We start from the raw sequence: 25,443 nt of genomic DNA, 5'->3' as shown, positions 1-25,443 counted from the left end.
CTGGTAGAGCAGAGCAGGCTCAGGGCTACTGAAAGCCCGCTCCGTACCGCTTAGCGGTCGGAGCCGGGTAGTTTACGTTGAAGATTCTCCCCAAATGGCTGCACCGGTTGTTGACTTGTCAAGATATAGTGGTAAAAATCTGCTTATACACAATATGTAGCGTTAAGCCGATGTCCATCTCCTCTGGCTCTTCTTTTGCAGACCGCTTGCGATGGGTGATTGGCGATGAAGCCGTCTATGCGTTTGGGCGACGGGCCGGAATTAGCGATACGGCCTTGCGCAGCTACCTGAAGGGATCCGTGCCCGGCATTGATAAGGCCGTGAAAATTGCCCAAGTGGGCCAGGTCAACCTCAATTGGCTGATTACAGGGGAGGGATCCCCGCAGTTGCATCCCGACGCGAAAGCAGAGTATGTGTATGTGCCTTTTGTCGATGTAGCCGCCTCTGCCGGAGCGGGGGTGTTGGTGCGCGAAGAATCGATCGAATCGGTGATTGCTTTTGAGCGAAACTGGCTGCGGACGCACTTGAAGGGAAACCCTGCCGATCTAAGTCTGATTCGGGTGCAGGGGGATAGCATGTCTCCCACGTTGGAGGATGGCGACTGGATCTTTGTGGAGCGGCAAGAGGGTGGAGACCTGGGCTGTGAAGGCATTTACGTCTTTCAGATGGATGGGGATCTGTTGGTCAAACGACTGCAGCGCCTGCCCGGATCCCAGGTGAAGGTGATCAGCGACAACCCCCGCTTTCCCCCCTTTGTGGCGGATTTGGCGGATCCCATCAACGGCCTAACCCTCATAGGGCGTTATCGAGGTCGCATCAGTTTTGATTAGCCTCCCACAGCAGATGGCGGGAAGTGGCAGTTGGACCGACCGAGAATCCCCTTGGCGAGATCGGGTCGCCGGTTAGGATGGGTCTTGAGGGTTGAGTTGAGAGGAGTTCCTGCTCCTTGCCTGCGCCCATCCAGCCGGAGGTTTGCCTGCAATGGCTCGTTCGTCCCAGCTCCTAACAGTCGCTCTCCATTCCCTAAGCGGGATCCTCTTGGTCAGCAGCGGAATCTGGGTCGGGATGGTGCTTCCCCAGCAGGCCCAACCTCAGCCCCAGCCGGAGACCAACATCTCTCCCACTCAACCCGCTTCTCCCACACCACCGATCCTGCCCACCTTGGCCCCGCCCCAGGCCAATCCTCCGGTGGCCAGCCCAACAGCAGATGCAGATCCAGAGGAAAATCATGAGAGCCCCACGGATCTGGAGGCAGAGATTCGGGAGATCCGCCAGCAGGTGATCCAGCTCTTGATCAGAATTGAGGAATTGGAGTCGCGGCTGCAACGGCTGCGTTCTCAAACAGCCCCTGAGCCTGTCAGGGAATCTTCCACTGCTGCTGAGATCGCTCCAGGGGCAGAAAGCGCCTCTGCGCCCACCCCGGCTCCGACCACAACGCCAACCTCCTTTCAGGTGGGAACCCAAACCATCAGCCTGCCGGGCGATTTGCTGTTCGATTTTGACAAAGCCGAGATTCGACCTGAAGCAGCCTCGCTGTTGGCCCAGGTGGCCAAGTCCTTGGAAGCTATGCCCGGCGCCCGCGTTCAAGTGAATGGCCACACCGATAACATCGGGCCCTTAAACTACAACTTGGCTCTTTCCCTGCGCCGCGCCAATGCGGTTAAGGACTATTTGACGAAGCTGCTGCCGGAAGGCCATCCCATCAGTTGGACAACCTCTGGCTTTGGTCCCACCTTGCCCGTTGCCGATAACGACACAGAAGCCGGACGGCAGCGGAACCGCCGTGTGGATTTGGTCATCGCTCCCTAGCTGCACCCCCCAAAGTGGGGGATGACACGTTCTAGCAGGGCTCTGGTCTAGAATCTAGTAGGGTCAATCCGGCCAGGATTGATGGGCTTGAGTTCAATCCTCATCGTTGGGGTTCGGTTTTGAACGCGGCAGGGATCCCTCTGGACAAGAGGCAAACGTTTGCGCTGAGGGTTGACACAACCCTGGACGCGCTTGACCAGGTTTTGACCTGGTTTGAGTCTTTCCGAAATGCGGGCATCCCGGATCCCATTTGGGCGGAATGTCAGTTGGCCTTGGCAGAGGGGTTTACCAACGCCGTTCGCCACGCCCACCGCGCTCTGCCGGAAAGTACGCCCATCGACATTGAGCTGCTGCTGATGCCGCAAGGGCTGGAGTTGCGCATCTGGGATCAGGGGCAGGAGTTTGATCTGGAGGGATTTGCTCGGAACGTGTCGGATCCCACATCGCCCAACGCCAATCTTGAGTCCGAGGGGGGACGGGGTATTTTGCTGATGAAAGCTCTCTCTACTCACCTCAGCTACAGCCGCCAAGCGGATGGTCGCAACTGCCTGGTGATCGGCAAGCGCTTCGACGATCCTGGATCTCGCCCGCGTCTGTCGGTGCCGGGCTTAGGCGAGCAGACCACCGCTTAACTTGCGAATAGCTGAGCTGGCCACATCGCTGTAGCGCAGTTCACCGGCCAAGATCTGGCCCATGCGCCGAGTGGCTCCCGGTCGTTTGACGCCCACCCTGTAGCCCACGCCCGGAAAGCGATAGAACAACGCCGCAATCCGCTTAGCCCAGCGCATTTCTGAGCCCCATTCCTGCTGCACGCGGGCAGAGTAGTTCGCCAGAGCTTCTGTATCCCCGCCTAGAGCTTGATCGATGGCCTGGGCCGCCAACATGCCGGTGAGAAGGGAAGGGCGGATCCCTTCAGCGGTAAACGGATCGATAACGCAGGCGGCATCTCCCACCAAGAGGGCATTTTGGGTGTGAAGCGGTTGATCTTCGTCCCAGAGGCAGATGGGATGGCCAAATGGCTTGACCGACTTCAAGTCTACGCCAAAGCTTTGGGCATATTGGGCGGCAATTTCCCGCAGGTTTTGTTTTTCTCCACCCCGAAAGGTGCCGGCTCCAATCGAGTAGCCATCAGCCTTGGGGAAGTTCCAAATGTAGCCATTGCTGACGGCGCCGAAGTCAAAATGGGCGGCTGCAGTTTGCGGCTGCAGGAGAGGCACTTCTGCTTCCAAGGCGGCAGCCAAGCGACGGCGGCGTTCCTGAAAGCCCAGCCACTTGGCCATTGAGCCTTTTGCCCCATCGGCCCCGATCACGTACCGACCCCAGACCGGGCCGGCGGTTGTCATCACTTGCCAGCGGTCGCTTTGCCACTCGAGGCCAGAGACAGGGCATTCTGCCTGGAGCGCTGCCCCTTGCTTTTGCGCTTGCTGAATCAGGTAGTGGTCGAAAACATCCCGCCGCACCATCCAAACGGGCTCTTTCAAATCCAAATCGACCACCACCGGATCGCCGCCGCGCCAGGTGTAGCGGATTTGCCGGATCTTGAGGGAAATGGCGGGGCCAAAGTCGAAGTCAAACCAAGCCGCCACCATAGGAGAAACGCCGCCCCCACAGGGTTTGTAGCGGGGCAAGGGATCCTTTTCCAGAACCAGCACCGAGCGTCCCCGCTTGGCCAGATGGTAGGCGGCAGATCCTCCAGCAGGGCCGGCGCCGACGATGACACAGTCGTAGAGTTGCGGCATGGTTTTCGATACTCCAGGCCCCCCCATCCTGGGTTCTGCTCACCAGCTTCTAGCCTATTATGGCTACAGCGAATTGCCTGCACGTCGCTTGCCTTTTTGTCGGGAAGACCATGCGAATTCGCTGGCAGCGCCTTGCCAACCAGCCCTCAGCTTGCTACTGTGCCGCCTGCGGAAAGCGTTTTGCGGGCGGGAAGCGAGTTCGTTGCCTTTTCAACGATAGGGGTCTGAATCTCGGCCCTATTTGCCCAGAGTGCTTTGCCCTTCCCCCAGTTCAGTTGCGAGAACAGATCCACCGCTATGCCTATTTGATGCGCCTGAATCGTCTGCGGGATCCCGGCAGCCAAGACCACGCCCATCATCTGGAACAAGCGGCCCGGGAGCGCTCCATTCGGTATCCGGGCCTGTGGGGCTGGCTGCGGCAGTGGTGGTAGCGTTGGCAAGGGCATTGGGCATTCTGGAAAAGATGCAGGAAAATCAGGAGAGGTTGCCTTCGGGATCCCAGACCCGTTGGCTTGTTTGCTCTCGTTGGTTGAGGAGCCCCCATGCACGACCTGGACAGTTTGCCAGAACCAGTAGCCGATGCCTTGATCAAAAGCCTGCTTACGGACGTGGAGCGGCTGATCAACCAGCACGGACTGTCAGAGGTTCTGGTGGGGTTGGCCATGTATTGCAACGTGCAGTTCAAGGCCAAGTTCAATAAGCCCAACCGCACGGAGAAGGATGAGGAGTTGGGGTTTTATTTCCGCGACGCCGCCAAAGCTCTAGAGGTGGCTGCCAGCCTTACCTATCGCACCATCGACCGCTCTCAATCTGCCCGGCCCAGCACCTAGCCACTGGGATCCCTTTTTAGCTCTCACCCCCAACCTCTCTCAGGAAGAAAAAAGGGAGCCGGCGATCCATTGAGGATCTTAAGGATCTTGGGGTGGCAAGGGATCCCCCTGGGTTTTTATGCTGGTGGGCAACAAGTTGCATTGAGGCTGAGCGTGAGAATCGTCTGGGAACGCAGCATTTACGGGGGCAATGGCCGAGTGCCCTGCATTATCTGTGGGGGATGGGCCAACCCCATCCAGAAAAAAGGGCACCAAGTGTTGCTGGCGGTGGTCTACAACGACCGCGGGCAAATCTACGGGGAAGTCTGCCGCAGTTGTCTCAGTTTGGGGGCCAAAGGCATCAAGGAGTGCCTGCAAGAGCGGATTGCCCGCCTGCGCAAACAACTGGAAGACTTGGAAGAGCTGGAGCAGGGAGAGGTGCAACTGCCCACACTGGAGCAGGAGTTGAGTGCCTATTTGGATTGACAACTACACCTTCTGCCGTTCAACTGGGATCTGCAGCCAACGGCTTAGCTCCACGGCCAACCACTCCAGCTCTGGCTCCTGCAGATCTTTTAGCTCGTACTTGCGGTTGCCTGCCCAGATGTTCAACTGTGGGCTTACCTCCACCCGATCCCCATCCGAATCCCGTCGGGTACGGCGTGGGATCAGCTCCAGCCGGTCAATATCCCATCGCCGACTGGGGGGAACATTGCCAAACCTCAGGCCAAACACCTCGTGAGCCAGGCGAATGTATTTTGTGTCGATCCGTAGGTGGACTTTGCCGAATAGACCGTAGAGGATCCCGCCCACCATCCCCAACCCCACCCTCCAGAAGGGCAGGGTGAACAGGCCAACCACCAGATTGGCCGGAAAAGGCGCAGGCACAACCGACGTGATCGTGAAAAAGGTGATGACGGAGTTCCAAGCGATGGCGAAAGGCAGCAACGCCAAAACACCGGTTTGCCGGGCCGGGATCACCACCTGAAAGGTCTGTTCGGACTTGTGCAGTTGAATCCGGCTGCCTGCTGGCTGTCGAGGAGGGACTGCTGCTGCGTCTGAGGGAATCAAGGCGGGACGACGATCCAAATGCTCCAGCGCCTCCAGGGCCTGCCGGGCGGAAGCGGGACGATTCGCCACCAGAGGCTCCGTCAACCACCGCAGCCAGTCGCGAAAGGGCGGGCTCAGTTGCACCGCTTGCTCGAACGCAATCCGGGATCCCTCCTGGGGCAAGTCCGCCGGATGTTGTCCGGTGAGCAGGTGGATTAGGGTGGCACCTAAGCTGTAGAGATCAGAAGCGGGCACGGTTCTGCCGCCAAATTGCTCCAGGGGCATGTAGCCGTAGCTCCCCACCACGGTGTAGGATCCCTGCTCCCGGGGGGCAGCCGCCTGAACCGAACCAAAGTCCACCAGATACACCTGCTGGTCGGATCCCAAGAGAATGTTGCTGGGCTTGAGATCCCGGTGAATGACGGGGGGATGGAGTTCGTGCAGGTAGACGAGAATGCGCAGCAACTTTTGCGCCAGATCCCGCACCTCCGGCTCGGCAAAGCGCCGCCCTTGCTCCATCCACTCCTGCAGCGAGGGGGCGTCGATGTAGGTTTGCACCAGGGCCAGGCCCCGTCCTCCCTTGAGGCTGATCTCGAAGTGGTCACGGTATTGGGGAATGGCCGGATGGGAGAGGGTTTGTAGGATCTGGGCTTCCCGCTCAAACAGTTTCAGGTCGGCCCAATCGAAGTCTGGCCCGAAGAGCAGCAGCTTGATCACCACCTGTTCCGAGGTGAGCAAATCCTGAGCCAGGTAGGTGTGTCTGCCGCTGCGCTTGCTCAATCGCCGCTCTGGTCGATAGCGCTGGTGCCAAATTGGGCCCTCTGGAGCCATACCCCCTCCTCAGGTCTGCCCCTGCTGGTTGCTTCAGCTTTAGCTTATCCTTGTCCCTTTTGGATCCCTGCCGCCGCGCCTCTCAAAAAGCGATTAGAGTGAGTGAAGAGATGTAAAGTAAGCTCTCAGGTTATATGGCCTCGAACCTGAAGATTCAAAAAATCCTCTATGTGCGGCTGCCCTGCAACCCCATTTTTCCCATTGGGGTGGTTTATTTGGCCGATCATGTCCACAAGCTGTTCCCCCAAGTTGAGCAGCGCATCTTCGATATGGGCACCTTCCCGCCCTTGGATTTTCGCCGCCGCATGCTGGAGCAAATCGATCAGTTTCAGCCGGATTTGCTGGTTTTCTCTTGGCGGGATATTCAAGTCTATGCGCCGGTGAACGGGCGGGCCGGCAATCTACTGCAACACTCTTTTGAGTTTTTCTACGCCCGCAACCCCCTGAAAAAATTGCGGGGATCCCTGAATAGCCTCAGGCTGGTGCTGGCCTACTATGGCGAGATTTGGCGCAACACACGGCTGGTCTGGCAGGGGATCCGCAGGGCCAGGCGCTACAAACCTCACGCTGAAGCGGTGCTGGGAGGTGGGGCAGTCAGCGTCTTCTATGAACAATTGGGCCGCTATCTGCCCAAAGGCACCATCATCTCGGTAGGGGAGGGGGAAACCCTGCTGGAAAAAGTCATCCAAGGGCAAAGCCTTGCTGCAGAGCGCTGCTATCGGGCCAAGCTGGAGCAACCTCGCCCAGGTTTGATCCACGAGCCGCCTCAACCTCTGCAAAAAACCGCCTGTGATTACACCTACATCACCGCCATTTGGCCGGAAATTGACTACTACTTAGAAGGGGGCGACTTTTACATTGGGGTACAAACCAAGCGCGGCTGCCCCCACAACTGCTGCTACTGCATCTACACCGTCATCGAAGGCAAGCAGGTGCGCCTCAACCCTGTGGATGAGGTGATCCGAGAAATGATGCAGTTGTACGAGCGAGGAGTGCGAAACTTTTGGTTTACTGACGCCCAGTTTATCCCTGCCCGCCGCTACATTGAGGATGCGGAGGAATTGCTGCAGAAAATCCTTGATGCCGGCATGACCGATATTCGTTGGGCTGCCTATATTCGGGCCGACAACCTCACCCCAAAGCTGGCCGAGCTCATGGTGAAAACTGGCATGAGCTACTTCGAGATCGGCATCACCAGCGGATCCCAGGAGCTGGTGCGCAAAATGCGCATGGGCTATAACCTGCGCACGGTACTGGAGAGTTGCCGCTACCTCAAACAGGCAGGGTTCAACGATCTGGTTTCGGTCAATTACTCCTTTAATGTCATCGACGAGCGACCGGAAACCATTCGGCAAACAGTACGGTACCATCGCGAGCTGGAAGCCATCTTTGGTCGCGACAAAGTTGAGCCGGCCATCTTCTTCATCGGCCTGCAACCCCACACTCATCTAGAAGATTTTGCTCGCAAAATCGGTGTTATCGACGACCGCTTTAACCCCATGCACATGACTCCTTGGACGGCGCGCAAACTGCTCTGGAACCCAGAACCCCTGGGATCCTTTTTTGGGGAAGTGTGTCTGGAAGCCTGGGATCGCAACCCCCATGATTTTGGCCGCGAGGTGATGGATATCCTGGAGCGTCGTCTTGGCCTGGCAGAGTTGGAAGAAGCCCTGAGCGCGCCTCTAACAGGGGTTTACGTGTCTTAGCTCTTGGGCCAGCAGCCTCGCTGAACCGGGCAGGATATGCTGGTCCGAAAGGAGGGATCCCTGTTGGGGTAAGGTGGCTGGCCTTCGAAGGCAGCCGGTTCTCCCTCTGTTCTGCAACCAACTGCTCCCATGCCTACTCTGCCTGCTTCCCCCACCTACTACCAACAGCTGGGGCTTTCTCCCCAAGCCAGCCTGGAGGAGATCAAAGCTGCCTACCGCCAGCGGGCACGCGAACTGCACCCGGATCGGTTGCCTGCCGATATCCCCGCAGGGTTGCGGCAGTTGGCCCAGCGGGAGTTCCTCCAGCTACAACACGCCTACCGAGTTCTCAGCGATAGCCAGCAGCGTCGGGCTTACGATCTCAGCCTCATGTCCAAACCCTTGCCTCCTCATGCGCCGGTGCAGGTGGTGCTTGAGCCGACTGCGACCTCTGTCAGTTGGCTCGCCCTCTTGAGTGCTGGACTGATAGGGGCTGCTCTGTGTTTGGCGGGCTTGGCCCTTTGGAATGCCCTCAACCCGGCCCAAGACTTGGACGCAGCCGGCAGAGTGGCCCTCCAGGCTCCTGCCAACCCGGATCCCTCTCCCTCGCCCAGGCCAGACTCCGGATGGGATGGGGATCTGCCCGCAACCTCTTCAGAGACGATGACCTCGGCCCCGGCTAGTCTTTCTGAAGCCACCTCTCCACCTTCTTCTGAGCAGATTGACCGCTTTGCCCGCACCCTCCTGGCGGTGCAACCTCTTCTGGAGAGCACCCAAAATCGCCTCCAACAGGCCAACAGCAGCGAGGAACGTCGGCAAATCGAACAACAGTTTGAGGCTGCTGCTGCCGAGATCATCGTCGCCCATCAACTGACCCCAGAGGACTATCAGCGCATCTCCGCCAGCGCCCAATTGGATCCGCAGGTGGCAGCCGCCATCACCGCAGCCGTGCGCCGTTGGAGGTCTCCGTCGCGCTAGCGGGACAGGGCCCTTGCGGCCAGCCGTGGAGAAAACACCTCGTAGATGACGGTCAAAGGCTGGCCCCTGTGCAACAAAAGATAATGCCTAGCCCAGAAGGGACCGGGACACTGCAGCAGCCGGGCAACCGGGTCTGCCTCGCCGTGGTAAAGGCCGCGCAGCTCGCGAAAGGTCTCCAGTTTTTCTTGGATCAGATTTTGGCCAATGGGCCGATCGGGATGGGGCAAGTATTGAACCAGATGTTCGGAGTTCCACCAAGAGGTGGCATAGAGCAAGGGCTGTTGAGAGGTTACTCCGCACAGCCAAACCCGCCGCCGCATCAAAGGGGATCCCAGCCGCCCCAAATCTCTGGCCAGCTGTTGCATGGACTTGGGGGCAGTGCCCTGCTCTGCCTGTAAATCAACCCGGCCCGTGTCCAGCAGATGAGCCTGAATCGGCTCTTGGATCAAGGCAGCAAGATTACGGGTGGTAAAGCCATCCCCCAAAAGCAGCAAGCGCAGCACGGGATCCACCTGCACCAGCTCAGGCTGTACCGGGTCTGGCTCCCCCTGCCAATGCAGCTGTAGAGGCCACCAATCGCCTTGGCCAGAGGAGACATTGCCCAAAGAGCCATCTGCAGAACGGAGAGCAGCGCTCCAAGGGGATCCGGCAGCGTCGGCATGGCAGGTGAGGGGAGAAGGGGAAAGTTCCAAGGCAGCGGTTCAGTTGTTAAGTTCTGTATCGCCCTTAGTCTAACCCACCCACCATCTCTGCTCTGAGGAGTTTCCTAGCTCGTGCCCGGCTGAACCAACAGCCGCACCACCCAGGGGACGACCACGACGACACTGATCAGGCGTGCCAAGTGCATGACCACCACTGTGCTGGTTTGGGCTCCCATGTCCAGGGCTATCAGGCTCATGTCGGAAATGCCTCCTGGAGCTGTGCCCAAGATGGCAGTCAAGCGCTCGATCCCCAGCCAACGGGAGATCAGGTACCCCGACAAGACCCCCGTGCCCACCGCAATCACTGTACAGAGCAGGGCTGGTCGCCACAGATCTTTTAGGGCCAAAAGCGTATCGGCAGTGAGCTTGGTACCCAAGAGGATGCCCAATACCACCTGCATGGCAAAGCGAATCCCGGCTGGGGGAGCGGGAATCGGGATCGCCCCCCAGACATTCACCAAACCCACCGCCACCATGGAGCCCACCAGCGCTCCCGCCGGAAGCCTCAGCTTGACCCCGATCAGGGCGCCGGCCAGCCCGATCAACACCGTCCAGAGATAGCTCATCATTTGGGCTTAGCTTTGAGAAAAGAGGAACGCTGTGAGTCCGGGCTTGGCCCAACCCCTCTACGGCACTGGGCACAGACGCCGTAGAAGTCAAGCACATGGTACTCGATCGCAAATTGGTATCGGCTGGAAAGCTGTGCCTCCAAATCTTCCACCGGACAATCGGGCAAAGGCACCACCCGCCGACATTCGGTGCAGATCAGGTGGTGGCGGTTGTGGCCATTGCTGGGCAGAACCTGGTAGTAGGTCTGCTGGTCTCCCAAGTTGACCGCTTGCAGCTTGCCCTCATTGCGCAGAGCATCCAAAACTCGATAAACCGTGGCCAGACCGACGGTGTGGTTGGCATTGCGCAACTCCAGAAAGATCTCTTGCGCCGAAAGGGGCTGCGACTGCTGCTCTAGCACCTCCAGAATCAATTTCTGGTTGCGGGTCTGGCGGGAAGAAGACATGATCCCTTCGTGTAGGTCGTTCTTGGGGGTCAACGCTCAGCGTCTGCCTCAGCTTTCATGCGCTCTAGGGTCTGGTGCATCTGGTCAAACATTTGGGTCAGGGAGAGCCCAAACCCCCCAAGCTGAGTTTGCAGTTGTTTGATGGTCATTTGAGCCATAAAGTCGTCGGAGAGTTCCAGCCGCTTCATGAAAATGCGCTGGCGCTCCAGCAACTCCTCCATCTGTTCGATGAAGATTTTTTTGCCTTCCCGGTCGAATTGGCCGTACCGTTGACCAAGCTGCATCAGGTTTTGGAAATCCTGAAACAGTTGCTTGGCTTCCTCTTGGACGATCTCAGAGTCGAAGAAGCTCATGGCCTTCCGTTTGCCCTGAATAAACTGCATTGGGTATACCCATCCTATCCGAATCCGATTGCCTCAGCAGGAGGCAACCCCTCCTGCGAGTACGGGATCCCGCCCTTCTGGCTCAGGATAGACTCTGGCTTGTTTGCCTCGGTGTCCGGTATGCTTCCGTTTCCTTGCGTTAAGGCTTACACTCAGCCGGCTGTGGCCCGGCGGTGGTGCGAACGGGTGCAGGGATCCCGACCTCTGTTTCTGGCCTGCTTGGGGTTTACCGAAACGGCTCTCGTTCCCGGCATTTCGGCTGCCGGCGCTACCCCCTCCTTGCGTCGCTACACAGCTCTTGCCGATGGGGAAGTGTTGCTGGCGGGCCATTCTCACCGCTTGCCCACCTCTCCGGATGGCTATCCTTCCCCAGTGGTGATCAGCTGCGCCATCCTGAGGGAGTTGGGGATCCCGTGCCGAGTGTTCGATTGTGGCTTGCCGGAACCTTTGCCGGGGGCAGAAATGGTGAGCTCTGGGGGAGTGGCCCGCTGCTTGAGCACAGGACAGGCTCTGTCTTTGGAGCAGGTGGGATCCCTTTGGCAAGAAGGGTACGACCGCGGATCCCGGCTGGAGCAAGGCTACTGTGTGATTGGGGAGTGTGTGGCAGGGGGCACCACCACGGCGCTGGCGGTGTTGTTGGGACTGGGGTGGGCAGCAGAGGGCATGGTAAACAGCAGCCACCCGGTCTGCAACCACGCCCAAAAGCTGGCCTTGGCCCGGCAGGGATTGGCCCGTCTGCCAAGGGGAGCTTCTGCTGCTGAGGTGGTGGCGGCAGTGGGGGATCCCATGCAGCCCTTTGTGGCCGGGTTGGCGATGGGCGCAGCGCAACGGGGAGCGGTGCTGCTGGCAGGGGGAACCCAAATGTTGGCGGTGCTGGCCTTGATGCAGCGCTGGGGGGAAGAGCAGGGGATCCCTTGGCCCCCGGAGAACGTGGTTGTGGGAACTACCCGCTGGGTGGCAGAGGATCCCTCGGGCAATACGGTGGCCTTGGCAGAGTTGTTGGGGGTTGCTCCCCTTTTGGCCACCCAACTGAGCTTTGCCAATAGCCGCTATCTGCCTCTACAGGCTTACGAGCGGGGCTATGTCAAGGAAGGGGTGGGGGCGGGTGGGCTGGCCATTGCCAGCAGCCTTCACGCCGGTTGGGGCCAAGCGGAGCTGTTGGCAGCAGTTGAGCGCAGCTACGAACGCCTGGTGCTTCAGGCCGGCTCCAAGGGGGCCATGGTCAACCCCTCCCGCAGCAATTGCTGATGGTAGAGCTCCGCCTGTTCTTGAGGGCCGACCCAAACAACTGCTTGCCCTTCGGCATCCACCTGCACGGTCAGTTGCCGCGCTAGGGGCAAAGTCATGCCGGGGATGTATTTCAGCAGACATTCCGTAACGTGCTGAAAGGTATTGAAATCGTCATCCAAGACGATCACCTTGAAGTGGGGGTAGGGCTGGCGAACCTGGGTTCTCGAGGGCGAGAACTGCTGAGCAGGTCGAGTTGGAGCTTCCGTAGTCATAGCAGAAGAGATCGACACAACTACCGAGTAACTTGGGTCTCTCAGGGGTGAGAAACCGGTCGCTTCTGATGATCTATCTAGTTTCTAGTCTAATTGGCATCTTGTTGGCAGCTTGTGTCTGTATTCGGATCCCTTGTCGGTCGTTGGCGTCAGCGATAGAGCATGGTTCCTCTAAAGCTCTTCCCGCAGCGGGCGGCGGGGCTTTTGCCTGCCGAAGTGGCGCTCGAAATACAGGGCAGTGGCCCGGCGTAGAATCCCGGCTTGGGCAAGGGCCTGACACAGGGATCCGCCTGGCGGCAGGTGCTTCTGGATCTGTTCGATTTGGGCGGCGCTGACCAACCCAGAAGCCTTGAGGTAATCGGCCACGTGGCGTCCCCCCGCCAGTTGAACGGAGTAGCCCCCTTCGCTGAAAAATTTGACGGTCTCCGGCTTGAGGCCGCTGTGGTGGGCCAGCACATCTGTGAAGGTGCCCCCTTCCTTTTCCCAAGCGTGAATGACGGTTTCGATGCCGGCATTGTCGATTAGGCCAGCCGCCCGCAATTGGGTCAATACCCGCTGTACCCAGGGGGTGGCCCGCTGCAAGGCTTCCAAGTCCTCTTCCCCCAAATACTGCTGCGGGGGCAATTCGCTTTCTGGGGCACTCAGTTCCGCTGCCCAGTCGGCTATGGTCAGGGCCTTGAGATCCTCTGTCTCTGGCCGGGCTTTCTCTGGAGCTGGGGTCGGTGCAGCTGCAGGTGGGGAAGTTCGCCGGGCTTCGGCTACCGCTGCGGCTAGAGCACGGTTTTCCGCTTGGGCCGCCTGCAGTTGGGCCTGGAGCTGGCTCACTTGGGCTTGGGCTTCCTGCAAGCGATCTTGAGTTTCTCGCAGTTGGGCTTGGGTTTCTTGGAGCTGCACTTGCAGGCGGTGGGTGGCCTCGGCAGCTTCTTGGCGAACGTGGGCCAGGTCGGCAGTTAAGCGCTGTTTCGTGGACTGGGCCAGTTGGAGTTGATGTTGGTGCTCCTGCAGCGATTGGTTCAGGGCGGCCACTTGGGCTTCCATTTGCTGCAGAGTATGACGCAGGTGGGTTTGCTCTTGGAGCTGCTGTGCCTGAGCCTGCTGTATCTTCTGCTGCTCCTGCAATCGGGATCCCAGCTTTTGCAGCTGGTGTTTGGCCTGAGATTGCCATTCTGTCAACTCGTGGCAGCGGCGCCGCAGGGTCTCCAGCTCTGCTTGGGCGGCTTGCAATTGCGCGGATCCCTGAGTTTGCTGGGCTTGGAGTTGCTCCTCCAGTTCCCGAATGCGCTGTTGGGCAGCCTTTTGTTGTTCTGTCTCCTGTTGAATTTGGGCTTCCAATTGGGCAATGCGCTGCTGCTGTTCCTGCTGGCGGGCTTGATGGTCGGCAACCTGCTGCAGCGATTGTTCGACCAGGAGCTGTTGCTGCTGCCGCTGCTGCTCCAGTTGCGCTTCTAAGATGGCAATTTGCTCTTGGTAGCGCTCCAGCTGGGCTTTGTACTGCTGGGTGGCTTTGTAAGTCTCTTGGGCTACCTGTAGAGGGGAGACATAAAGAGGGGGCTGATCGGGAATGGTGGACCACTGCTCCACCATCACCTCCCAACTGTTGGCAGCTCCTTTCTGGCGCCGCAGCCGCTGCTGCTTGTCCAAGGCCCATTCCAACCAGTGGGGTTGTACCCAGCCCTGCTGCACCAAGATCTCCCCCAGCTTGCGCTCCGGGTGCTGCCGCTGCTGAATCAGAGCCTGATGGATGTGCTCCAGCTCCAGATACCCATGCAGCATCAAGATCTCGCCGATACGCACCAGTTCGACCGGGATCAACGGATAGAGATCTTGGGGGGCAATCCAGCCGTGCTGCATACACAGCTCCCCCAACATCAAGGGGGTATCGGCCTTTTCCCACATGGCCTGAGCCAGTTGGGCGGGGGTGAGCAGTCCTGCTCGGTTGAGGGCTTCTCCCAAGCGGATCTCAAACTTTTCCTGCTCGATGGCGGTTGGGGTGGGGCTGGTCGGCGGATTCATTGGGCCTCTCGGACGGGAAGAGTAAGCTCTGCTACAACTATCGTAGTGGAAAATCCTTAGAGAAGTAGCATGCTGCAACCGAAACGCATTTTGTCAAGCCGAGGATCCACGGATTTTGCCGGAAGGTCGCTTTTTAAGTCCTAAGAGGGGCGCTGTTCTTGGCTTTGGGCAAACTGTTGCAGCCGCCGCAGCATCAGCAATTGTCCCAAGCCCAAGGGCAGGAGAGAGACGGCCTCTACCCGCAACTGCACCCAGCCGTTCCCCCACAGCCAGTCACAGTAGCCATCGGCTCCTCCCCACATCAGCAGGCGCAGCCGTTCCGGCAGCAGGGTTTCCACCTGGTGCATGATCGAGAGGGGGCCCCATTGGGCCGCAAAGGTGCTGCCCAGCTCCAGCCTTTCGGGAAGGGATCCCTGCAGTTGCTGGGGCCAGATCCACTGCTGCAGCAACCCCACTTCTGTCAGACAGCGCTGCATCGTCGATGCACTGGCCTCGACTTCAACCCGGATGGTGGAGGATTGAAATGTCCCTAGCATATCCATTCCGCGTGGGCGCTCTGGTGACCGGTGCCACGGTTCTCCCGGCGATGCCTGACTCTATTCTGGTCAATTTGTGGGGTTTGCCCACCCTTTCCCAGCGATCTTGTCTTTGAATCGTCCCCATTTGGTTGCCATCTTCGCCCAGAGCTTGGATGGAAAGATCGCAGCCCACCGAGCGCAGAGGCCCTCCTTCAGCAGCCCTGAGGACTATCGGCACTTGGAAACCCAAGCTGCCCAGCAACAGGCTTTGATCATGGGGGCCGCCACTCTGCGGGCCTACGGCACCAGTCTGCGTATTCGGGATCCCGAGTTGATCCAACGCAGAACCGCTCAGGGCCTCTCTCCCCAGCCCCTGACGATCATCTGCTCTGGCAGCGGAGATATTCCTGAGGATTTGCCGTTTTTTCGCCAGCCCCTCACCCGTTGGCTGTGGACAACTCCCAAGGGATCCCGGATTTGGCGGAACCGAACCGGCTTTGAGGACATCTGGGTGGCTGCCGATTGGGATCTGCCGGCACGGCTGGCCCGCCTGCGCAGCTTGGGCATTGAACGGGTGGGGTTGTTGGGCGGGGGGCGGCTTTTGGGGGCATTTCTCCAGGCAGGAGCCTTGGATGAGCTGTGGGTTACCCTCGCTCCGGTGCTGCTGAGTGGATACGCCGATGCCCCTGCCAGCATTGAGGGTTGGCAAGTGCAGGGATCCCTGCCCCAGTTGGAGCTGCTGGAATGCCGCCGCGGTTCCAAGGAGCTGTTTTTGCGCTACCGAGTCGAGTGGCTCTGAGAAATGCTCTATACAAACACAAAAATTTTTGGACAAATTCAGATTTCCCGGAAATCCACAGGTTTTCCCCAGACTTTCCACAGGCGGGTGGGCTGTTTTCCACAGGGCCTTTCCCTCAGGGGGCGGCATCGGGGGTTTCTGTGGAAAAGTGGAGGTGGGTAAGGTTCAGGCAATTACACCCTGAGAAACGTAACGGGATCGCGCCGTTTTTTCCGATCCCATCAAGGCCAATGGAGAGCTTTTGTCCTGTTGGATCCCTGGCTTGGGATTGACATCCCCCATAGGGCAGAGGGCAGAATAGCCCCACCTGAGGGCGAGTGGTGTGGAGGTGTTCCCAACCGCTCTCCTCAGAAAAGACTTCATCTGTTCTACAGCCCACGACAGGCTTAGGAACAGTTGTGCATGCCCTCCCTCCCATCCGCTGGGATAGGGGCAAGCTATGAACCTATATTGCTTGCTTTTCTGCTTGCGAGCCTGCTGAGGCTCTTGGCCTATCTAGGTTGGGTTTTGATGTTGCGGGTTCGCTCTGTTCGAGCTGCCCAAGTTTTGGCTGTGGCCGCAGGTTTTGCGGGATACCGTTTTCTCCCCTCTTAAGCCCGAGTGAGTAGTTGGACTATGAGTTCTCACAGCGTCAGCATTTTGAGCGAAATTCCTGAGGAGCTGCATGACACCCTCCAAAACTACCTCTCCCGCCATCCCGACTGGGATCAGGATCGGGTGGTGACGGCAGCGCTCTCGTTATTCCTGCTCCAAAGTGGGGAGAGCGACCGGCGGGCGGCGCGCATCTACTTGGACAGCCTGTTTCGCCGCAACTGAGCCCCAGGGATGGCCTGTGAAAAGTGGGGCAGTGGGAACCTTTTGTTAGCCTGAGTAGGGATCCTGTCCCACTGCTGTCATTTGGACACTGGGGGGAGGGGGCTAAGAAGTGAAAGGGATCTCAAAAGAGGCAAAAAAGAGGCAAAGACGTGCCACGGGGCTTTGGGCGAGGAAAAGACAACCGGCAAGCGGCTGAGTCACAGGATCCAGAGCGGGGATCCGAGATCCCATCCCCAGAGGCGGCTCTGACGTGGGTTCAACGCTACCGACAGGCGGGGGATCTGAAAGCTGCTCTGCACCTCTGCCGGCAGCTTACCCGCGCCCATCCCCATCTGTTCGCCGCTCAGGCGTTGCTGGGATCCCTTTATCTCCAGATGGGGGATCCCCGCCAAGCTTTGACCCCCTTGCAACTGGCTCTGCACCTGCGGGGGGATTGGGTGCCGGCCTGGCAGGATCTGGGCGATGCCTGGATGCAGCTTGGCAACCCAGAGGAAGCGGCGCGAGCCTACGAACAGGGCCTGGCCTTTGCCCCCGGTGATGGGCAATTGCTTTTCCGATTGGGCAGTTGTTGGCTCACCCTGGGGAAATTGGCCCAGGCAATTGAGGTGTTGCAACAGGCAGCAGCAGCCCAGCCTCCCCAGGTCTATGCCTTGGCAGCTTTGGGGAATGCCCTGATGCTCGATGGCCAAGCTGAGGAAGCGGAAGGCTGGTTTCGCCAAGCTCTCGCCCTTGCACCCCAGGAGGGGCGAATTCTCGTTAACCTCGGCCACTGCCTGCACCTGCAAGATCGCTTGGAGGAGGCCGCCGATTGTCTGCAACGGGCCATCTTGCTGCTGCCGAGGGACGCCCAGCCTCACAACAACCTGGGCACCATCTTGCAGGAACAAAACCGGTTGGAAGCGGCCATTGAAGCCTATCGGCGCAGCTTGCAGTTGGCCCCCCACTGGCCGGAGATCCACTACAACCTGGGCACGGCTTTGCTGACCCTGGGCCGCTACGAGGAGGGGTGGCGAGAATACGAATGGCGGCTGCAGCGACAAGGGGCGACCTACCCGCGCTTTCTTTCCCCTCTGTGGACGGGATCCCCTCTGGGCCGCCAGACCCTGCTGATCTGCGCCGAACAAGGGTTGGGGGACACGCTTCAGTTTGTGCGCTACCTGCCGCTGCTGGCCGAGGCCCATCCCCAAGCGCAAATCTGCCTCCGCTGTCAGGGATCCCTTGTCGAGCTGTTCAGAGGGTGCTTCCCCCTTCCCCAGGTGCAGGTGATCTCGGAAACAGATCCCTTGCCCTCTTTCGATTGCCATCTGCCCTTGCTCAGCTTGCCACAGCGGTTGGGTACCACCCTGGAGACGATCCCGGCCCGCATCCCCTATCTTGTCTATCCCGTTCATGCCGGCGGGCCGCAGATCCCTTTGAGCCTCTCCTGGCGGGAAGACTGGCCGGAGCTTTCCCAGGAGCGGATGAAGGTGGGGCTGGTGTGGGCCAGCGGTCGGCGTGCCCATCCTGAGCTCAACCGCGTGCAAAGGCTGAAAAGTTGTCCTCTGGATCTGCTGCTCCAGCACTTGCATGGGCCTTCCATCCAGTGGGTTAGCCTGCAGGTGGGGGAAGATCTAAGGCCGCTGGGATCCCTATTGGAGCAGCACCAAGTGTTGGAGCTGGGATCCCGTTTCCGCAGTTTTGTCGATACAGCCGCAGCCGTTGCCCAGTTGGATCTGGTGATCAGCGTTGATACAGCCGTTGCTCATTTGGCCGGGGCGATGGGCAAGCCGGTATGGGTGCTGCTGCCCTTTGCCGCCGATTGGCGCTGGCTGCTCCATCGAGAAGATAGCCCCTGGTACCCCGGGGTGATGCGACTGTTTCGACAAAACACACCGGGAGACTGGGTTGGCGTGCTGAGGCGAGTCCAGGTTGCTCTCGAAGAGAAGTTGCAAGGGATCCCCTCTCAAGACCGTGCCTGTTCCTCTCCCTGAACGATGCGCTGAAATAGATAGCCGGTGCCTCGGGCCGTCAGGATCAGCTCTGGGTTGCTGGGGTCATCTTCCAGCTTGGCCCGCAGCCGCGAGATGTGGACATCCACCACCCGCGTATCCACATGGCGCTCCGGGGTATAGCCCCACACCTCTTGCAAAATCTCGGAGCGGGAAAAAGGCTCCCCCGACCGACTGACCAACAACTCCAGCAGACTAAACTCCATCCCCGTCAGGCGAATGCGCTCGTCCCGTTTGTAGACCTGCCGCTTGTTGGTATCGATGCGAATATCCCCCACTTGAATCACCCCAGAACTGGGGATCCCATCGTGGGCCGACCGCGCCACCCGGCGCAACACCGACCGAATGCGAGCTTCCAGCTCCTTGGGCGAAAAGGGCTTGACCACATAGTCGTCTGCCCCCAGCTCCAGCCCTGTGATACGGTCGGCTACATCTCCCAGCGCCGTCAGCATGATGATGGGGATGTCCGATTCTTTGCGCAGCTCCTGGCAGACCCCATAGCCATCCAGCTTCGGCATCATCACATCCAGCACCACCAGGTCGGGATCCTGCTTGTGGAAAACCTCCAGCGCCTCCTCGCCGTCCGAAGCTGTGACCACGTCGTATCCGATCATGGACAGACGGGTTTCCAAAATGCGTCGAATGCTGGCCTCATCATCGACCACCAGAATCCGTTCCTTACGCTGTGCTTCCACGGTGCTGCAACTCCTGAACTTCTAACGGTACTCGGTAAAAGAGAGATCTGAAAAAGAACTAAGGTGGGCGCTATCTCGAGTTGGGCGGATGCAGGAACCTCAGGGGCTGCTCCTCAGTTGGGCAGACTCACCGAGTGAAATTGAACACTCACAAGCAATCATCTGCAATTAACCAAAGCCGCACCCCAGGGATGCAGCTCCGGGAAACAAGCACAAAACAGAAGGCCCTCTCAGCAGTCGATTCAATCTTGTTAAAAGCTCCAACTTCAATCCCACCTGATGATGCTGTCCAGTACCTGGTGCAAGGCACTCCTCCCCCCAAACCATTGCTCAAACCTGAGAGGCCTTCGTAAGAAGTTACTTTCCATAACCTAATTTATCATCCAAAATCGGCTGCCAACCCGCCTCGATGCTCTATTTTGCGGCTATTGGGCCGGACTTGATACATACCTTCACAACTTTTTCAGACCGATGCCCATTTTTCGGGATGTCCCTCAGGAAAAGCTGGGGATCCCTGGCCGTTTGCGGTGGGAACAGCGTAGCAACTGGCCAATAGCTCGGCGGAACGGATTTCTCGATCTGTATGATGCTCCAAAACACGCCGCAACAGACGTTCTGCTTCCAGCCAAGCAGCCAAAGGCAGCGAATCCTCAGGCAGAGGCAATGTCGAGTTGGGCAGGGATCCCAAGGCACGCAAGGCAGAAGCGGAGACCCAGGCAATCGGGCTGGGCCGCTGGGCCACCCGGCAGGGATCACAGACCAAGCCACCCCATTGGGGGCTGAAAAAAACGCCGTCGACCAACTCCCCTTGACAGAAGTAGCAGGCTTGTACCTGAGGGGCAAACCCTGCCAACGCCAGGAGGTGATACAACCCATGGGTGAGCAAGGGCAGAACGGCCTGTTCCGAAGCAGCCCGCTCGATGCGTTCCAAGTGTTCGACCAACACCACAAACAGCTCTTCCTGGGCTTGATCGGGCAAGGCCAACAGCAAGGCCACCTCCGCCAAATACTGCGCTGCTGTGAGATGGGCTAAGCTGCGGCTGAGACGAGGAAAAGTCTGCAGGGTTTCCGCTTGGACAATGCGCTGTAAACGCTGGGAAGTCTCTGTTTGGGCAGACCAACGCCCCCGCACCATCAGCAAATCGTTGATGACAAAAGGCTCCATCCGCCCGCCCAGCTTGGAAGGCTGCTTACGGGATCCCTTGGCCACCGCCCGGATCAACCCTTGCTCGCGGGTCAAGATGGTTACAATCCGATCCGCCTCTCCCAGGGGGATCCCTTTCAGGTTGATGCCCGTAACCCGGTAGGTGCGGCCACTCATGGGGTTCCTCTGGCTTTCAGCTCTTGCATCAGCTCCAGCCCCCAAGAGGTGCCAATACGGCTGGCCCCCGCCTGGATCATGGCCTCTGCTTGAGCCACTGTGCGAATGCCGCCCGACGCTTTGACCCCCACTTTGCCGCGGCTGAGTTGCCACAACAGTTGCACATCTGCCGGCGTCGCCCCCCCCATCCAGCCAGTGGAGGTCATCAAAAAAGCCGCCCCCGCATCGATACAAATCTCCCCGGCCAGCTTTTTCTCCTCCTCGGTCAGCAGAGCCGTTTCCAAAATGGCCTTGACGCAAACCCCCGTTTCTTCCACCAGTTGGGCAATCTCGGCATGGAGGCGATCCAGCTCTCCCGCCTTGAGCCAAGCCAAGTTGATGCGGACATCCAGCTCCCGGCACCCCTGCTCCACCGCCAGTTGGGCCTCGTAAAGCTTGGCCTCTGCAGTGGTTGTGCCCAGGGGAAACCCCACCACCGTGCTCACCTTGACCGGGGATCCGTGCAGCCGCTCCACCACCCGCGGCACGTAGCAAGGAGGAACACAAAAAGTGGGGAAGCCATAGCGCAAGGCAATCTCACACCCCTGGTCAATCTGTTCTGGAGTAACCATCGGCAACAGCAGAGTATGGTCGATGTACTCCGCCAAATTGAGCGAGCTATCCGCTATGCCCTTGCGCTCCAGAGAGAGCATTGGTGGATCCCCCAGCACCCATCTTTACTCTAGCTTCAGTTTTCACCTGCAGGGATCCCCAAAGAGGGCTGAGCCTTGCCAACTCAGCAGGGCGACACCTCGACCCCTCCATTCCCCAGGCACAGCTCACCCATGCTGCTGCCCGATTGCGAGCCTCGATTGACTCGCGGCTAGGTTAAGGGAACGGGGGAGGATGATTGGGTTGCCCTCAGGCACAAATGCGGGGCAAAGGGGCGGGTGCCGAGGTCACCTGCAGCAATCGGGGAATACGGCTGCTGTCGTAGATGCGAAATTCCTTTTCCAAGATGGCTTTTTCGTCGCGCACCGCCTGGTTCAACACAATGGATCCCTCTGGATCGGAGACGGAACGGTGAAAAGTGCCGGGAGGAATGCGCAAAATACCTCGATTCGCTTCCAGGCGCACAATATGGAAGGGATCCCGCCAGCTAAAATTCACCAGGTAAAACGTCCGTCCGCCCCACAAAGCCAGCAAGTTGTCCTCCTGGTGTGGATGCATATAAAACTGCCAATAGCCCTGAGGATTATTGGGGGGACTGATGGCCGGCCCATCGTGGTAAACCAAATCGCGGGCGTTGGATCGCGCAACCGTGATGTCAAAAAAACGCACGCCGGGAGTATCTCGAAATTGATGGAATGGCAGCAGGGCAAACATGGATCTCGACATAGGGACACTTGACCAACGACAGGAAGATAAAGAGGTTTTCACACTGTTTCCCGCTGTTTCGCAGTGTGAAGGAGAAGTTATGTCGTAGTTTAGTCAGGCGCGGCGGAGGGTTCAAACCTGAGATAGCATCACATCTATGCGCAGATCGAATAGATGGGATCCATGAACATCTCGCAACTGCAAACCCTGGTGGCTGTGGTGGAGCGGGGAAATTTCAGCGATGCTGCCCTGCAATTGCACATTTCCCAGTCGGCGGTGAGCCGGGCCATTGCCAGCCTGGAGGAAGAACTGGGGGTGACCCTGTTGGTGCGCGGTCGCTTTGGGGCGCGCCTAACCCCGGTGGGGGAGCGACTGCTGCGCCATGTTCGCAAAATGCTGCAACTGCGGGAACAAATGGATTATGAGGCCAACCTGGAAAAAGGGTTGCGGGGGGGAAATGTGCGAGTTGCCGCTTTTCGCAGTGCTGCAACCCATTTGCTGCCGCCGGTGATCGCCCGCTTCCGCCAACAATTTCCGCAGATTACCCTCACCCTCACAGAAGAAGATCCGGCCACTGTCGAACATCTGTTGCGATCGGGCCAGGTGGATATTGGCCTGTTGCCCCTGCCGCGGGCTGCTGAGGATCTACAGACGTGGGAGATTGCCCGCGATGAGTTCATTGTGTTGGTTCCGCTGAGTTTTGGGCCCCTGCCGGAAACCCTGACCTGGGAGGATCTTTCCCGTTTTTCCTACATTCTCTACAACTACGCCGAATGCACCACCGCGGTGCGGAACCACTGGGAAGCCGCTCACCAAACCCTCAAGGTGGCCTACTTGGTGAAGGAAGACTCCACCATTGTGAACATGGTGGCACAGGGTCTGGGGGCTGCCATCTTGCCCCGCTTGGCCGCCATTCCCATTCCCGAAGGGATCCAGATCCGTCGGCTGCCGATCCCACTGGAGCGGGTGATCGGGGCTGCCGTTCTGGCCTCTGCGCTGCATCCGCCTGCAGTATTTGCCTTCCTGGAAGCCTTGCGGGGAAACCCATCCCAGTTGCCAAGTCAAGTTCGGAACTGACCGCATTCGGGATTGTCTTAAACTCCTCTTAAATGCTGTTTTATGGATAACTGCTAGCATGAGGCCAACTTCACTCCCACCCCCCGGAAAGGAAGGCCTCTATGAACTGGCTGACGCTGCTTGGGCTACTTTGTCTTCCCGGCTCTCTGTTTTCATGTGTTGAGTATTTGCGCTCCCAAAGGTTGGTTCAACAGCTCTCCACCACTCGGTTGCTCAAGGTAGCCGAGCTTCGCAATCTCGGTCAGACAAGTCCACAGGCAAAAGGAGCAAACTTGGCCCAAGTTTATGGCAGGATTTTGTGCAATCGGCCTTTGGTATCGGAATTTTCGCGACAGCCTTGCGTCTACTACAAGTCCGAGATCTCTTGGGAGTATGACGAAGTCGAATGCTATCGAAAGTATTTGAACAGCGAAGGCGACGTAACCTACAGCGAACGGATCAGCGAAGGCGAATACCAGAACGCTCTGCGCTTGGGATCCCGGGCAAAATCCTATCCGGGGAGAATGACCGCAAAGAAGCCCGGATTGGGCTATTCTGCCCCCAGTTCTTTCCAGAAAAGGGTTGATCCCGGCTACTCCGATTCTTTCCCACAAAAGTCCAACCCTGGCTACTTCGGCGCGGCATCCTTTCCGCAAAAACCCGGCTCTGGCTACCCCGGTTCGGATGCTTTCCAGAAGAAGCCTGGTTACCCCGATTACCCACAAAAGCTCGGCTCTCCAGCCTATCCCGAAAAATTGCCGTTTTCTGAAGCAGGCTCTCCCCAAAAGTACTACAACAATGTGTACTCCGATCCGAGCACAGGCCGGGAATATCTCCTGGAGAGAGAGACGAGAACGAGAGATGAAACCCTTCACTCAGTGGTTCGCCAGATCCCTTTTTTCATCGAAGACGAAACCGGAAGGGTGAGGGTGGATCCCACGGGTGCGGAGGTAGAGGCTATGGCGGTTGTGGATGAGCGTGTCTTTCCCGGAAAAGGCCCCAGCCGCTTCAACTTCGATCTCAAGCGCTACCTTTCCCAAGTGAGAACAGAAAACCGCTCCACTCGCTCTTTCATCTATAAGGAATGGGTGATTCCGGTGGATGCGATGGCCTTTGCCATGGGGCAGGTGCGCTTCGAGGCAGGGGATCCCGTGATCCGAAAACCTCTTTCTGGGGGACGGTTCATGATCGCGCCCAAATCCCCTGAAGCCCTCTTGGAAGAGCAGCGCTCCAATGCCAGCAGCTACCTGGTGTTGTCCATCGTCCTGCTGGGCATCGGCGTTTTCACCGTGCTCTACCTGCTGCAATCCCTGCAACCTTATCGCTGATAGGCTCCCGGCCTTCCTGTCCAGGGAGAGGGAAACCTCGGGTTACCAAAAAACTGGGTCTAAAGCCCCGCCCTAAGGCCTACGGCCCGCTGACGCGACTAGGGCGGCTTTGTGCTATGCTGCCCGCAGCGGCAGGGTAGTCAACCGCTCTAAAAACCCAACAGTCTCACGACTGGATACAGCCTCAGCAGGCTTTGTGGTTGTTGTTTGCAACGGTACCTAAGGGCATTAGGGAACCGCTCTGGGTGCTAGGGCTTGCGTAGCGCTTGGGGAGACGAGCACCGCTGCCGTGGAGGGGCAACCCAACACGATAAGTGCTGTCGCAGAACCAGGAACCAGAATCCCCTGCCTTTAGGCAGGGGAGCATGTCAATGCCACTCACAGCGACAAGCCCAGCTTGAGCCCGAACAAGGCATGGGCAAACAGTATGCACAGGATGAGGCTGCCCACATAGGCATGGGTGGTGCGCAGAGCAGCGCGGTTGCCCCCAAAGCCGCTGAGAGACAAAGCTCCATTCACCGCCAACAACAGCAGCACCAGGGATCCCGTCCAAAAATGGGGACTGCTCAATAGGGGCTTCCCTTGCATCACCAGGGAGAGAATGCCGCCGGTGTAGCCCAGAGCGATGAAGGTGGCCATCCAGGGAGCCAATTTGCGGTGATCCAGCAGAGGCTTTTGGGCCGATTCCGGCAGGGATCCCTCTGAGGTTGGGGAGGCGGCTGCCAGACGCAAGGTTCGCCCTCGCCACCCGGTCAGGCCGACAAAGCTGCCCATCACCACCACCACGATTCCCATCATCAAAGGGTGACCCCATTGCACAATGGGTTGGGGCAAGTTGAGGCCGGCAAAAAACTGGGCTACGGGCTGCAAGGCGGCGGTTAACCGATCCGAAGCTGCCGACAGATCCGGCAAGGCCAAGCTCAACAGGTTCATGGCGATCCCTCTACCTCTGCGACGAATCTACAACTGCATGAACTACCCCACCGCATAGGCGGATGGGGTTTCTGATGCCCCATCCCCTTGACGGCAGGATTTTAGTCTCTTCCTCTGC

The 25,443-nt window shown here is 58.7% G+C and carries 28 protein-coding genes; 14 read left to right on the top strand and 14 right to left on the bottom strand.

Going from position 1 to position 25,443, the window contains the following annotated elements:
• Window positions 1–170: 170 nt before the first annotated feature.
• The 3 genes from NW842_RS11615 to NW842_RS11605 all read left to right on the top strand — a co-directional run bounded on the left by NW842_RS11615 (window position 171) and on the right by NW842_RS11605 (window position 2,441).
• The gene (locus NW842_RS11615; RefSeq protein WP_414418074.1) at window positions 171–830 is read left to right on the top strand and encodes an XRE family transcriptional regulator; all 660 of its coding nucleotides are present in this window, start codon (window positions 171–173) and stop codon (window positions 828–830) included.
• Window positions 831–981: 151 nt separating this feature from the next.
• Entirely contained in the window at window positions 982–1,809 is an 828-nt protein-coding gene (locus NW842_RS11610; RefSeq protein WP_414332690.1) for an OmpA family protein, read from the top strand.
• Between the two features lie 119 nt (window positions 1,810–1,928).
• A complete protein-coding gene (locus NW842_RS11605; protein ID WP_414418073.1) occupies window positions 1,929–2,441 on the top strand; it encodes an ATP-binding protein in 513 nt (170 codons plus the stop codon).
• On the opposite strand, the gene NW842_RS11600 is transcribed toward NW842_RS11605, so the two are convergent.
• Entirely contained in the window at window positions 2,418–3,548 is a 1,131-nt protein-coding gene (locus NW842_RS11600) for a geranylgeranyl reductase family protein (protein WP_011433895.1), read from the bottom strand. The genes NW842_RS11605 and NW842_RS11600 overlap by 24 nt on opposite strands.
• Before the next feature lie 110 nt (window positions 3,549–3,658).
• Here NW842_RS11600 and NW842_RS11595 point away from each other — a divergent pair, with 110 nt between their 5' ends.
• The 3 genes from NW842_RS11595 (at window position 3,659) to NW842_RS11585 (ending at window position 4,843) form a co-directional block, all read left to right on the top strand.
• Window positions 3,659–3,979, top strand: a complete 321-nt coding sequence (locus NW842_RS11595; protein ID WP_041436713.1) for a hypothetical protein — start codon at window positions 3,659–3,661, stop codon at window positions 3,977–3,979.
• 111 nt (window positions 3,980–4,090) lie between these two features.
• A complete protein-coding gene (locus tag NW842_RS11590; protein WP_011433893.1) occupies window positions 4,091–4,378 on the top strand; it encodes a hypothetical protein in 288 nt (95 codons plus the stop codon).
• A 153-nt stretch (window positions 4,379–4,531) separates the two neighbouring features.
• Window positions 4,532–4,843, top strand: a complete 312-nt coding sequence (locus tag NW842_RS11585) for a hypothetical protein (protein ID WP_414331199.1) — start codon at window positions 4,532–4,534, stop codon at window positions 4,841–4,843.
• A gap of 3 nt (window positions 4,844–4,846) precedes the next feature.
• Here NW842_RS11585 and NW842_RS11580 read toward each other — a convergent pair whose 3' ends face one another.
• On the bottom strand, window positions 4,847–6,238 hold the full coding sequence (locus NW842_RS11580; protein WP_414418072.1) for a serine/threonine protein kinase: 1,392 nt from the start codon (window positions 6,236–6,238) through the stop codon (window positions 4,847–4,849).
• A 134-nt stretch (window positions 6,239–6,372) separates the two neighbouring features.
• Between NW842_RS11580 and NW842_RS11575 the strand changes: the two genes are divergently transcribed.
• Together NW842_RS11575 and NW842_RS11570 are read left to right on the top strand one after the other, a co-directional pair.
• Window positions 6,373–7,944, top strand: coding sequence for a photosystem II high light acclimation radical SAM protein (locus tag NW842_RS11575; RefSeq protein WP_414357551.1), 1,572 nt, complete (start codon window positions 6,373–6,375; stop codon window positions 7,942–7,944).
• 129 nt (window positions 7,945–8,073) lie between these two features.
• Window positions 8,074–8,901: a DnaJ domain-containing protein gene (locus NW842_RS11570; RefSeq protein WP_011434132.1), complete on the top strand. Its 828-nt coding sequence runs from the start codon at window positions 8,074–8,076 to the stop codon at window positions 8,899–8,901.
• On the opposite strand, the gene NW842_RS11565 is transcribed toward NW842_RS11570, so the two are convergent.
• From NW842_RS11565 to NW842_RS11550, 4 genes are all read right to left on the bottom strand, one after another.
• On the bottom strand, window positions 8,898–9,593 hold the full coding sequence (locus NW842_RS11565; protein WP_414330733.1) for a chorismate pyruvate-lyase family protein: 696 nt from the start codon (window positions 9,591–9,593) through the stop codon (window positions 8,898–8,900). The two genes, NW842_RS11570 and NW842_RS11565, sit on opposite strands and share 4 nt — an antisense overlap.
• 74 nt (window positions 9,594–9,667) lie before the next feature.
• Window positions 9,668–10,171: an AbrB family transcriptional regulator gene (locus tag NW842_RS11560; RefSeq protein ID WP_414330730.1), complete on the bottom strand. Its 504-nt coding sequence runs from the start codon at window positions 10,169–10,171 to the stop codon at window positions 9,668–9,670.
• A complete protein-coding gene (locus tag NW842_RS11555) occupies window positions 10,168–10,617 on the bottom strand; it encodes a Fur family transcriptional regulator (protein WP_414343835.1) in 450 nt (149 codons plus the stop codon). The genes NW842_RS11560 and NW842_RS11555 overlap by 4 nt, the downstream gene beginning before the upstream one ends.
• A gap of 29 nt (window positions 10,618–10,646) precedes the next feature.
• Window positions 10,647–10,970, bottom strand: a complete 324-nt coding sequence (locus NW842_RS11550; RefSeq protein WP_011434128.1) for a DUF1825 family protein — start codon at window positions 10,968–10,970, stop codon at window positions 10,647–10,649.
• A gap of 150 nt (window positions 10,971–11,120) precedes the next feature.
• Between NW842_RS11550 and cobT the strand changes: the two genes are divergently transcribed.
• Window positions 11,121–12,248, top strand: coding sequence for a nicotinate mononucleotide-dependent phosphoribosyltransferase CobT (gene cobT, locus NW842_RS11545; protein WP_414418071.1), 1,128 nt, complete (start codon window positions 11,121–11,123; stop codon window positions 12,246–12,248).
• Here the strand turns inward: cobT and clpS are convergent.
• From clpS to NW842_RS11530, 3 genes are all read right to left on the bottom strand, one after another.
• On the bottom strand, window positions 12,197–12,502 hold the full coding sequence (clpS, locus tag NW842_RS11540) for an ATP-dependent Clp protease adapter ClpS (protein ID WP_011434126.1): 306 nt from the start codon (window positions 12,500–12,502) through the stop codon (window positions 12,197–12,199). The two genes, cobT and clpS, sit on opposite strands and share 52 nt — an antisense overlap.
• A 171-nt stretch (window positions 12,503–12,673) precedes the next feature.
• A complete protein-coding gene (locus tag NW842_RS11535; protein ID WP_414418070.1) occupies window positions 12,674–14,515 on the bottom strand; it encodes a hypothetical protein in 1,842 nt (613 codons plus the stop codon).
• A gap of 140 nt (window positions 14,516–14,655) precedes the next feature.
• Window positions 14,656–15,051 carry a hypothetical protein gene (locus tag NW842_RS11530; RefSeq protein WP_011434124.1) on the bottom strand — a complete coding sequence of 132 codons (396 nt, stop codon included), beginning with the start codon at window positions 15,049–15,051 and terminating at the stop codon, window positions 14,656–14,658.
• 106 nt (window positions 15,052–15,157) lie between these two features.
• Between NW842_RS11530 and NW842_RS11525 the strand changes: the two genes are divergently transcribed.
• The 3 genes from NW842_RS11525 to NW842_RS11515 all read left to right on the top strand — a co-directional run bounded on the left by NW842_RS11525 (window position 15,158) and on the right by NW842_RS11515 (window position 18,618).
• On the top strand, window positions 15,158–15,832 hold the full coding sequence (locus NW842_RS11525; RefSeq protein WP_414418069.1) for a RibD family protein: 675 nt from the start codon (window positions 15,158–15,160) through the stop codon (window positions 15,830–15,832).
• Between the two features lie 615 nt (window positions 15,833–16,447).
• The gene (locus NW842_RS11520; protein ID WP_041436785.1) at window positions 16,448–16,648 is read left to right on the top strand and encodes a DUF2811 domain-containing protein; all 201 of its coding nucleotides are present in this window, start codon (window positions 16,448–16,450) and stop codon (window positions 16,646–16,648) included.
• 149 nt (window positions 16,649–16,797) lie between these two features.
• Window positions 16,798–18,618 carry a tetratricopeptide repeat protein gene (locus tag NW842_RS11515; RefSeq protein WP_414418068.1) on the top strand — a complete coding sequence of 607 codons (1,821 nt, stop codon included), beginning with the start codon at window positions 16,798–16,800 and terminating at the stop codon, window positions 18,616–18,618.
• Here NW842_RS11515 and rpaB read toward each other — a convergent pair.
• From rpaB to NW842_RS11495, 4 genes are all read right to left on the bottom strand, one after another.
• Window positions 18,591–19,331: a response regulator transcription factor RpaB gene (rpaB, locus tag NW842_RS11510; protein WP_011434119.1), complete on the bottom strand. Its 741-nt coding sequence runs from the start codon at window positions 19,329–19,331 to the stop codon at window positions 18,591–18,593. The two genes, NW842_RS11515 and rpaB, sit on opposite strands and share 28 nt — an antisense overlap.
• 463 nt (window positions 19,332–19,794) lie before the next feature.
• Window positions 19,795–20,652, bottom strand: a complete 858-nt coding sequence (gene recO, locus NW842_RS11505; protein ID WP_414413209.1) for a DNA repair protein RecO — start codon at window positions 20,650–20,652, stop codon at window positions 19,795–19,797.
• Window positions 20,649–21,344, bottom strand: a complete 696-nt coding sequence (gene deoC, locus NW842_RS11500) for a deoxyribose-phosphate aldolase (RefSeq protein WP_011434117.1) — start codon at window positions 21,342–21,344, stop codon at window positions 20,649–20,651. The genes recO and deoC overlap by 4 nt, the downstream gene beginning before the upstream one ends.
• A 208-nt stretch (window positions 21,345–21,552) precedes the next feature.
• Window positions 21,553–22,017, bottom strand: coding sequence for a redox protein (locus NW842_RS11495; RefSeq protein WP_414343843.1), 465 nt, complete (start codon window positions 22,015–22,017; stop codon window positions 21,553–21,555).
• A 174-nt stretch (window positions 22,018–22,191) separates the two neighbouring features.
• Here NW842_RS11495 and NW842_RS11490 point away from each other — a divergent pair, with 174 nt between their 5' ends.
• A complete protein-coding gene (locus NW842_RS11490) occupies window positions 22,192–23,085 on the top strand; it encodes a LysR family transcriptional regulator (RefSeq protein ID WP_414418067.1) in 894 nt (297 codons plus the stop codon).
• 272 nt (window positions 23,086–23,357) lie between these two features.
• Entirely contained in the window at window positions 23,358–24,392 is a 1,035-nt protein-coding gene (locus tag NW842_RS11485; RefSeq protein WP_414418066.1) for an E3 ubiquitin ligase family protein, read from the top strand.
• 378 nt (window positions 24,393–24,770) lie between these two features.
• On the opposite strand, the gene NW842_RS11480 is transcribed toward NW842_RS11485, so the two are convergent.
• Window positions 24,771–25,325 carry a DUF4079 domain-containing protein gene (locus NW842_RS11480; RefSeq protein ID WP_414358456.1) on the bottom strand — a complete coding sequence of 185 codons (555 nt, stop codon included), beginning with the start codon at window positions 25,323–25,325 and terminating at the stop codon, window positions 24,771–24,773.
• Between the last annotated feature and the right edge of the window lie 118 nt (window positions 25,326–25,443).

Origin of the sequence: Synechococcus sp. R55.4 (genome assembly GCF_047461935.1) — a bacterium.
In the GTDB taxonomy this organism is placed as follows: domain Bacteria; phylum Cyanobacteriota; class Cyanobacteriia; order Thermostichales; family Thermostichaceae; genus Thermostichus.
This window is presented reverse-complemented; position numbering and strand designations above follow the sequence as displayed.

Coding starts and splice junctions, on each gene's coding strand:
- NW842_RS11615 (WP_414418074.1), top strand. CDS start 171: ATGTCCATCTCCTCTGGCTCTTCTTTTGCAGACCGCTTGCGATGGGTG.
- NW842_RS11610 (WP_414332690.1), top strand. CDS start 982: ATGGCTCGTTCGTCCCAGCTCCTAACAGTCGCTCTCCATTCCCTAAGC.
- NW842_RS11600 (WP_011433895.1), bottom strand. CDS start 3,548: ATGCCGCAACTCTACGACTGTGTCATCGTCGGCGCCGGCCCTGCTGGA.
- NW842_RS11595 (WP_041436713.1), top strand. CDS start 3,659: ATGCGAATTCGCTGGCAGCGCCTTGCCAACCAGCCCTCAGCTTGCTAC.
- NW842_RS11590 (WP_011433893.1), top strand. CDS start 4,091: ATGCACGACCTGGACAGTTTGCCAGAACCAGTAGCCGATGCCTTGATC.
- NW842_RS11580 (WP_414418072.1), bottom strand. CDS start 6,238: ATGGCTCCAGAGGGCCCAATTTGGCACCAGCGCTATCGACCAGAGCGG.
- NW842_RS11575 (WP_414357551.1), top strand. CDS start 6,373: ATGGCCTCGAACCTGAAGATTCAAAAAATCCTCTATGTGCGGCTGCCC.
- NW842_RS11570 (WP_011434132.1), top strand. CDS start 8,074: ATGCCTACTCTGCCTGCTTCCCCCACCTACTACCAACAGCTGGGGCTT.
- NW842_RS11560 (WP_414330730.1), bottom strand. CDS start 10,171: ATGATGAGCTATCTCTGGACGGTGTTGATCGGGCTGGCCGGCGCCCTG.
- NW842_RS11555 (WP_414343835.1), bottom strand. CDS start 10,617: ATGTCTTCTTCCCGCCAGACCCGCAACCAGAAATTGATTCTGGAGGTG.
- NW842_RS11550 (WP_011434128.1), bottom strand. CDS start 10,970: ATGAGCTTCTTCGACTCTGAGATCGTCCAAGAGGAAGCCAAGCAACTG.
- cobT (WP_414418071.1), top strand. CDS start 11,121: ATGCTTCCGTTTCCTTGCGTTAAGGCTTACACTCAGCCGGCTGTGGCC.
- clpS (WP_011434126.1), bottom strand. CDS start 12,502: ATGACTACGGAAGCTCCAACTCGACCTGCTCAGCAGTTCTCGCCCTCG.
- NW842_RS11535 (WP_414418070.1), bottom strand. CDS start 14,515: ATGAATCCGCCGACCAGCCCCACCCCAACCGCCATCGAGCAGGAAAAG.
- NW842_RS11530 (WP_011434124.1), bottom strand. CDS start 15,051: ATGCTAGGGACATTTCAATCCTCCACCATCCGGGTTGAAGTCGAGGCC.
- NW842_RS11520 (WP_041436785.1), top strand. CDS start 16,448: ATGAGTTCTCACAGCGTCAGCATTTTGAGCGAAATTCCTGAGGAGCTG.
- recO (WP_414413209.1), bottom strand. CDS start 20,652: ATGAGTGGCCGCACCTACCGGGTTACGGGCATCAACCTGAAAGGGATC.
- deoC (WP_011434117.1), bottom strand. CDS start 21,344: ATGCTCTCTCTGGAGCGCAAGGGCATAGCGGATAGCTCGCTCAATTTG.
- NW842_RS11495 (WP_414343843.1), bottom strand. CDS start 22,017: ATGTTTGCCCTGCTGCCATTCCATCAATTTCGAGATACTCCCGGCGTG.
- NW842_RS11490 (WP_414418067.1), top strand. CDS start 22,192: ATGAACATCTCGCAACTGCAAACCCTGGTGGCTGTGGTGGAGCGGGGA.
- NW842_RS11480 (WP_414358456.1), bottom strand. CDS start 25,325: ATGAACCTGTTGAGCTTGGCCTTGCCGGATCTGTCGGCAGCTTCGGAT.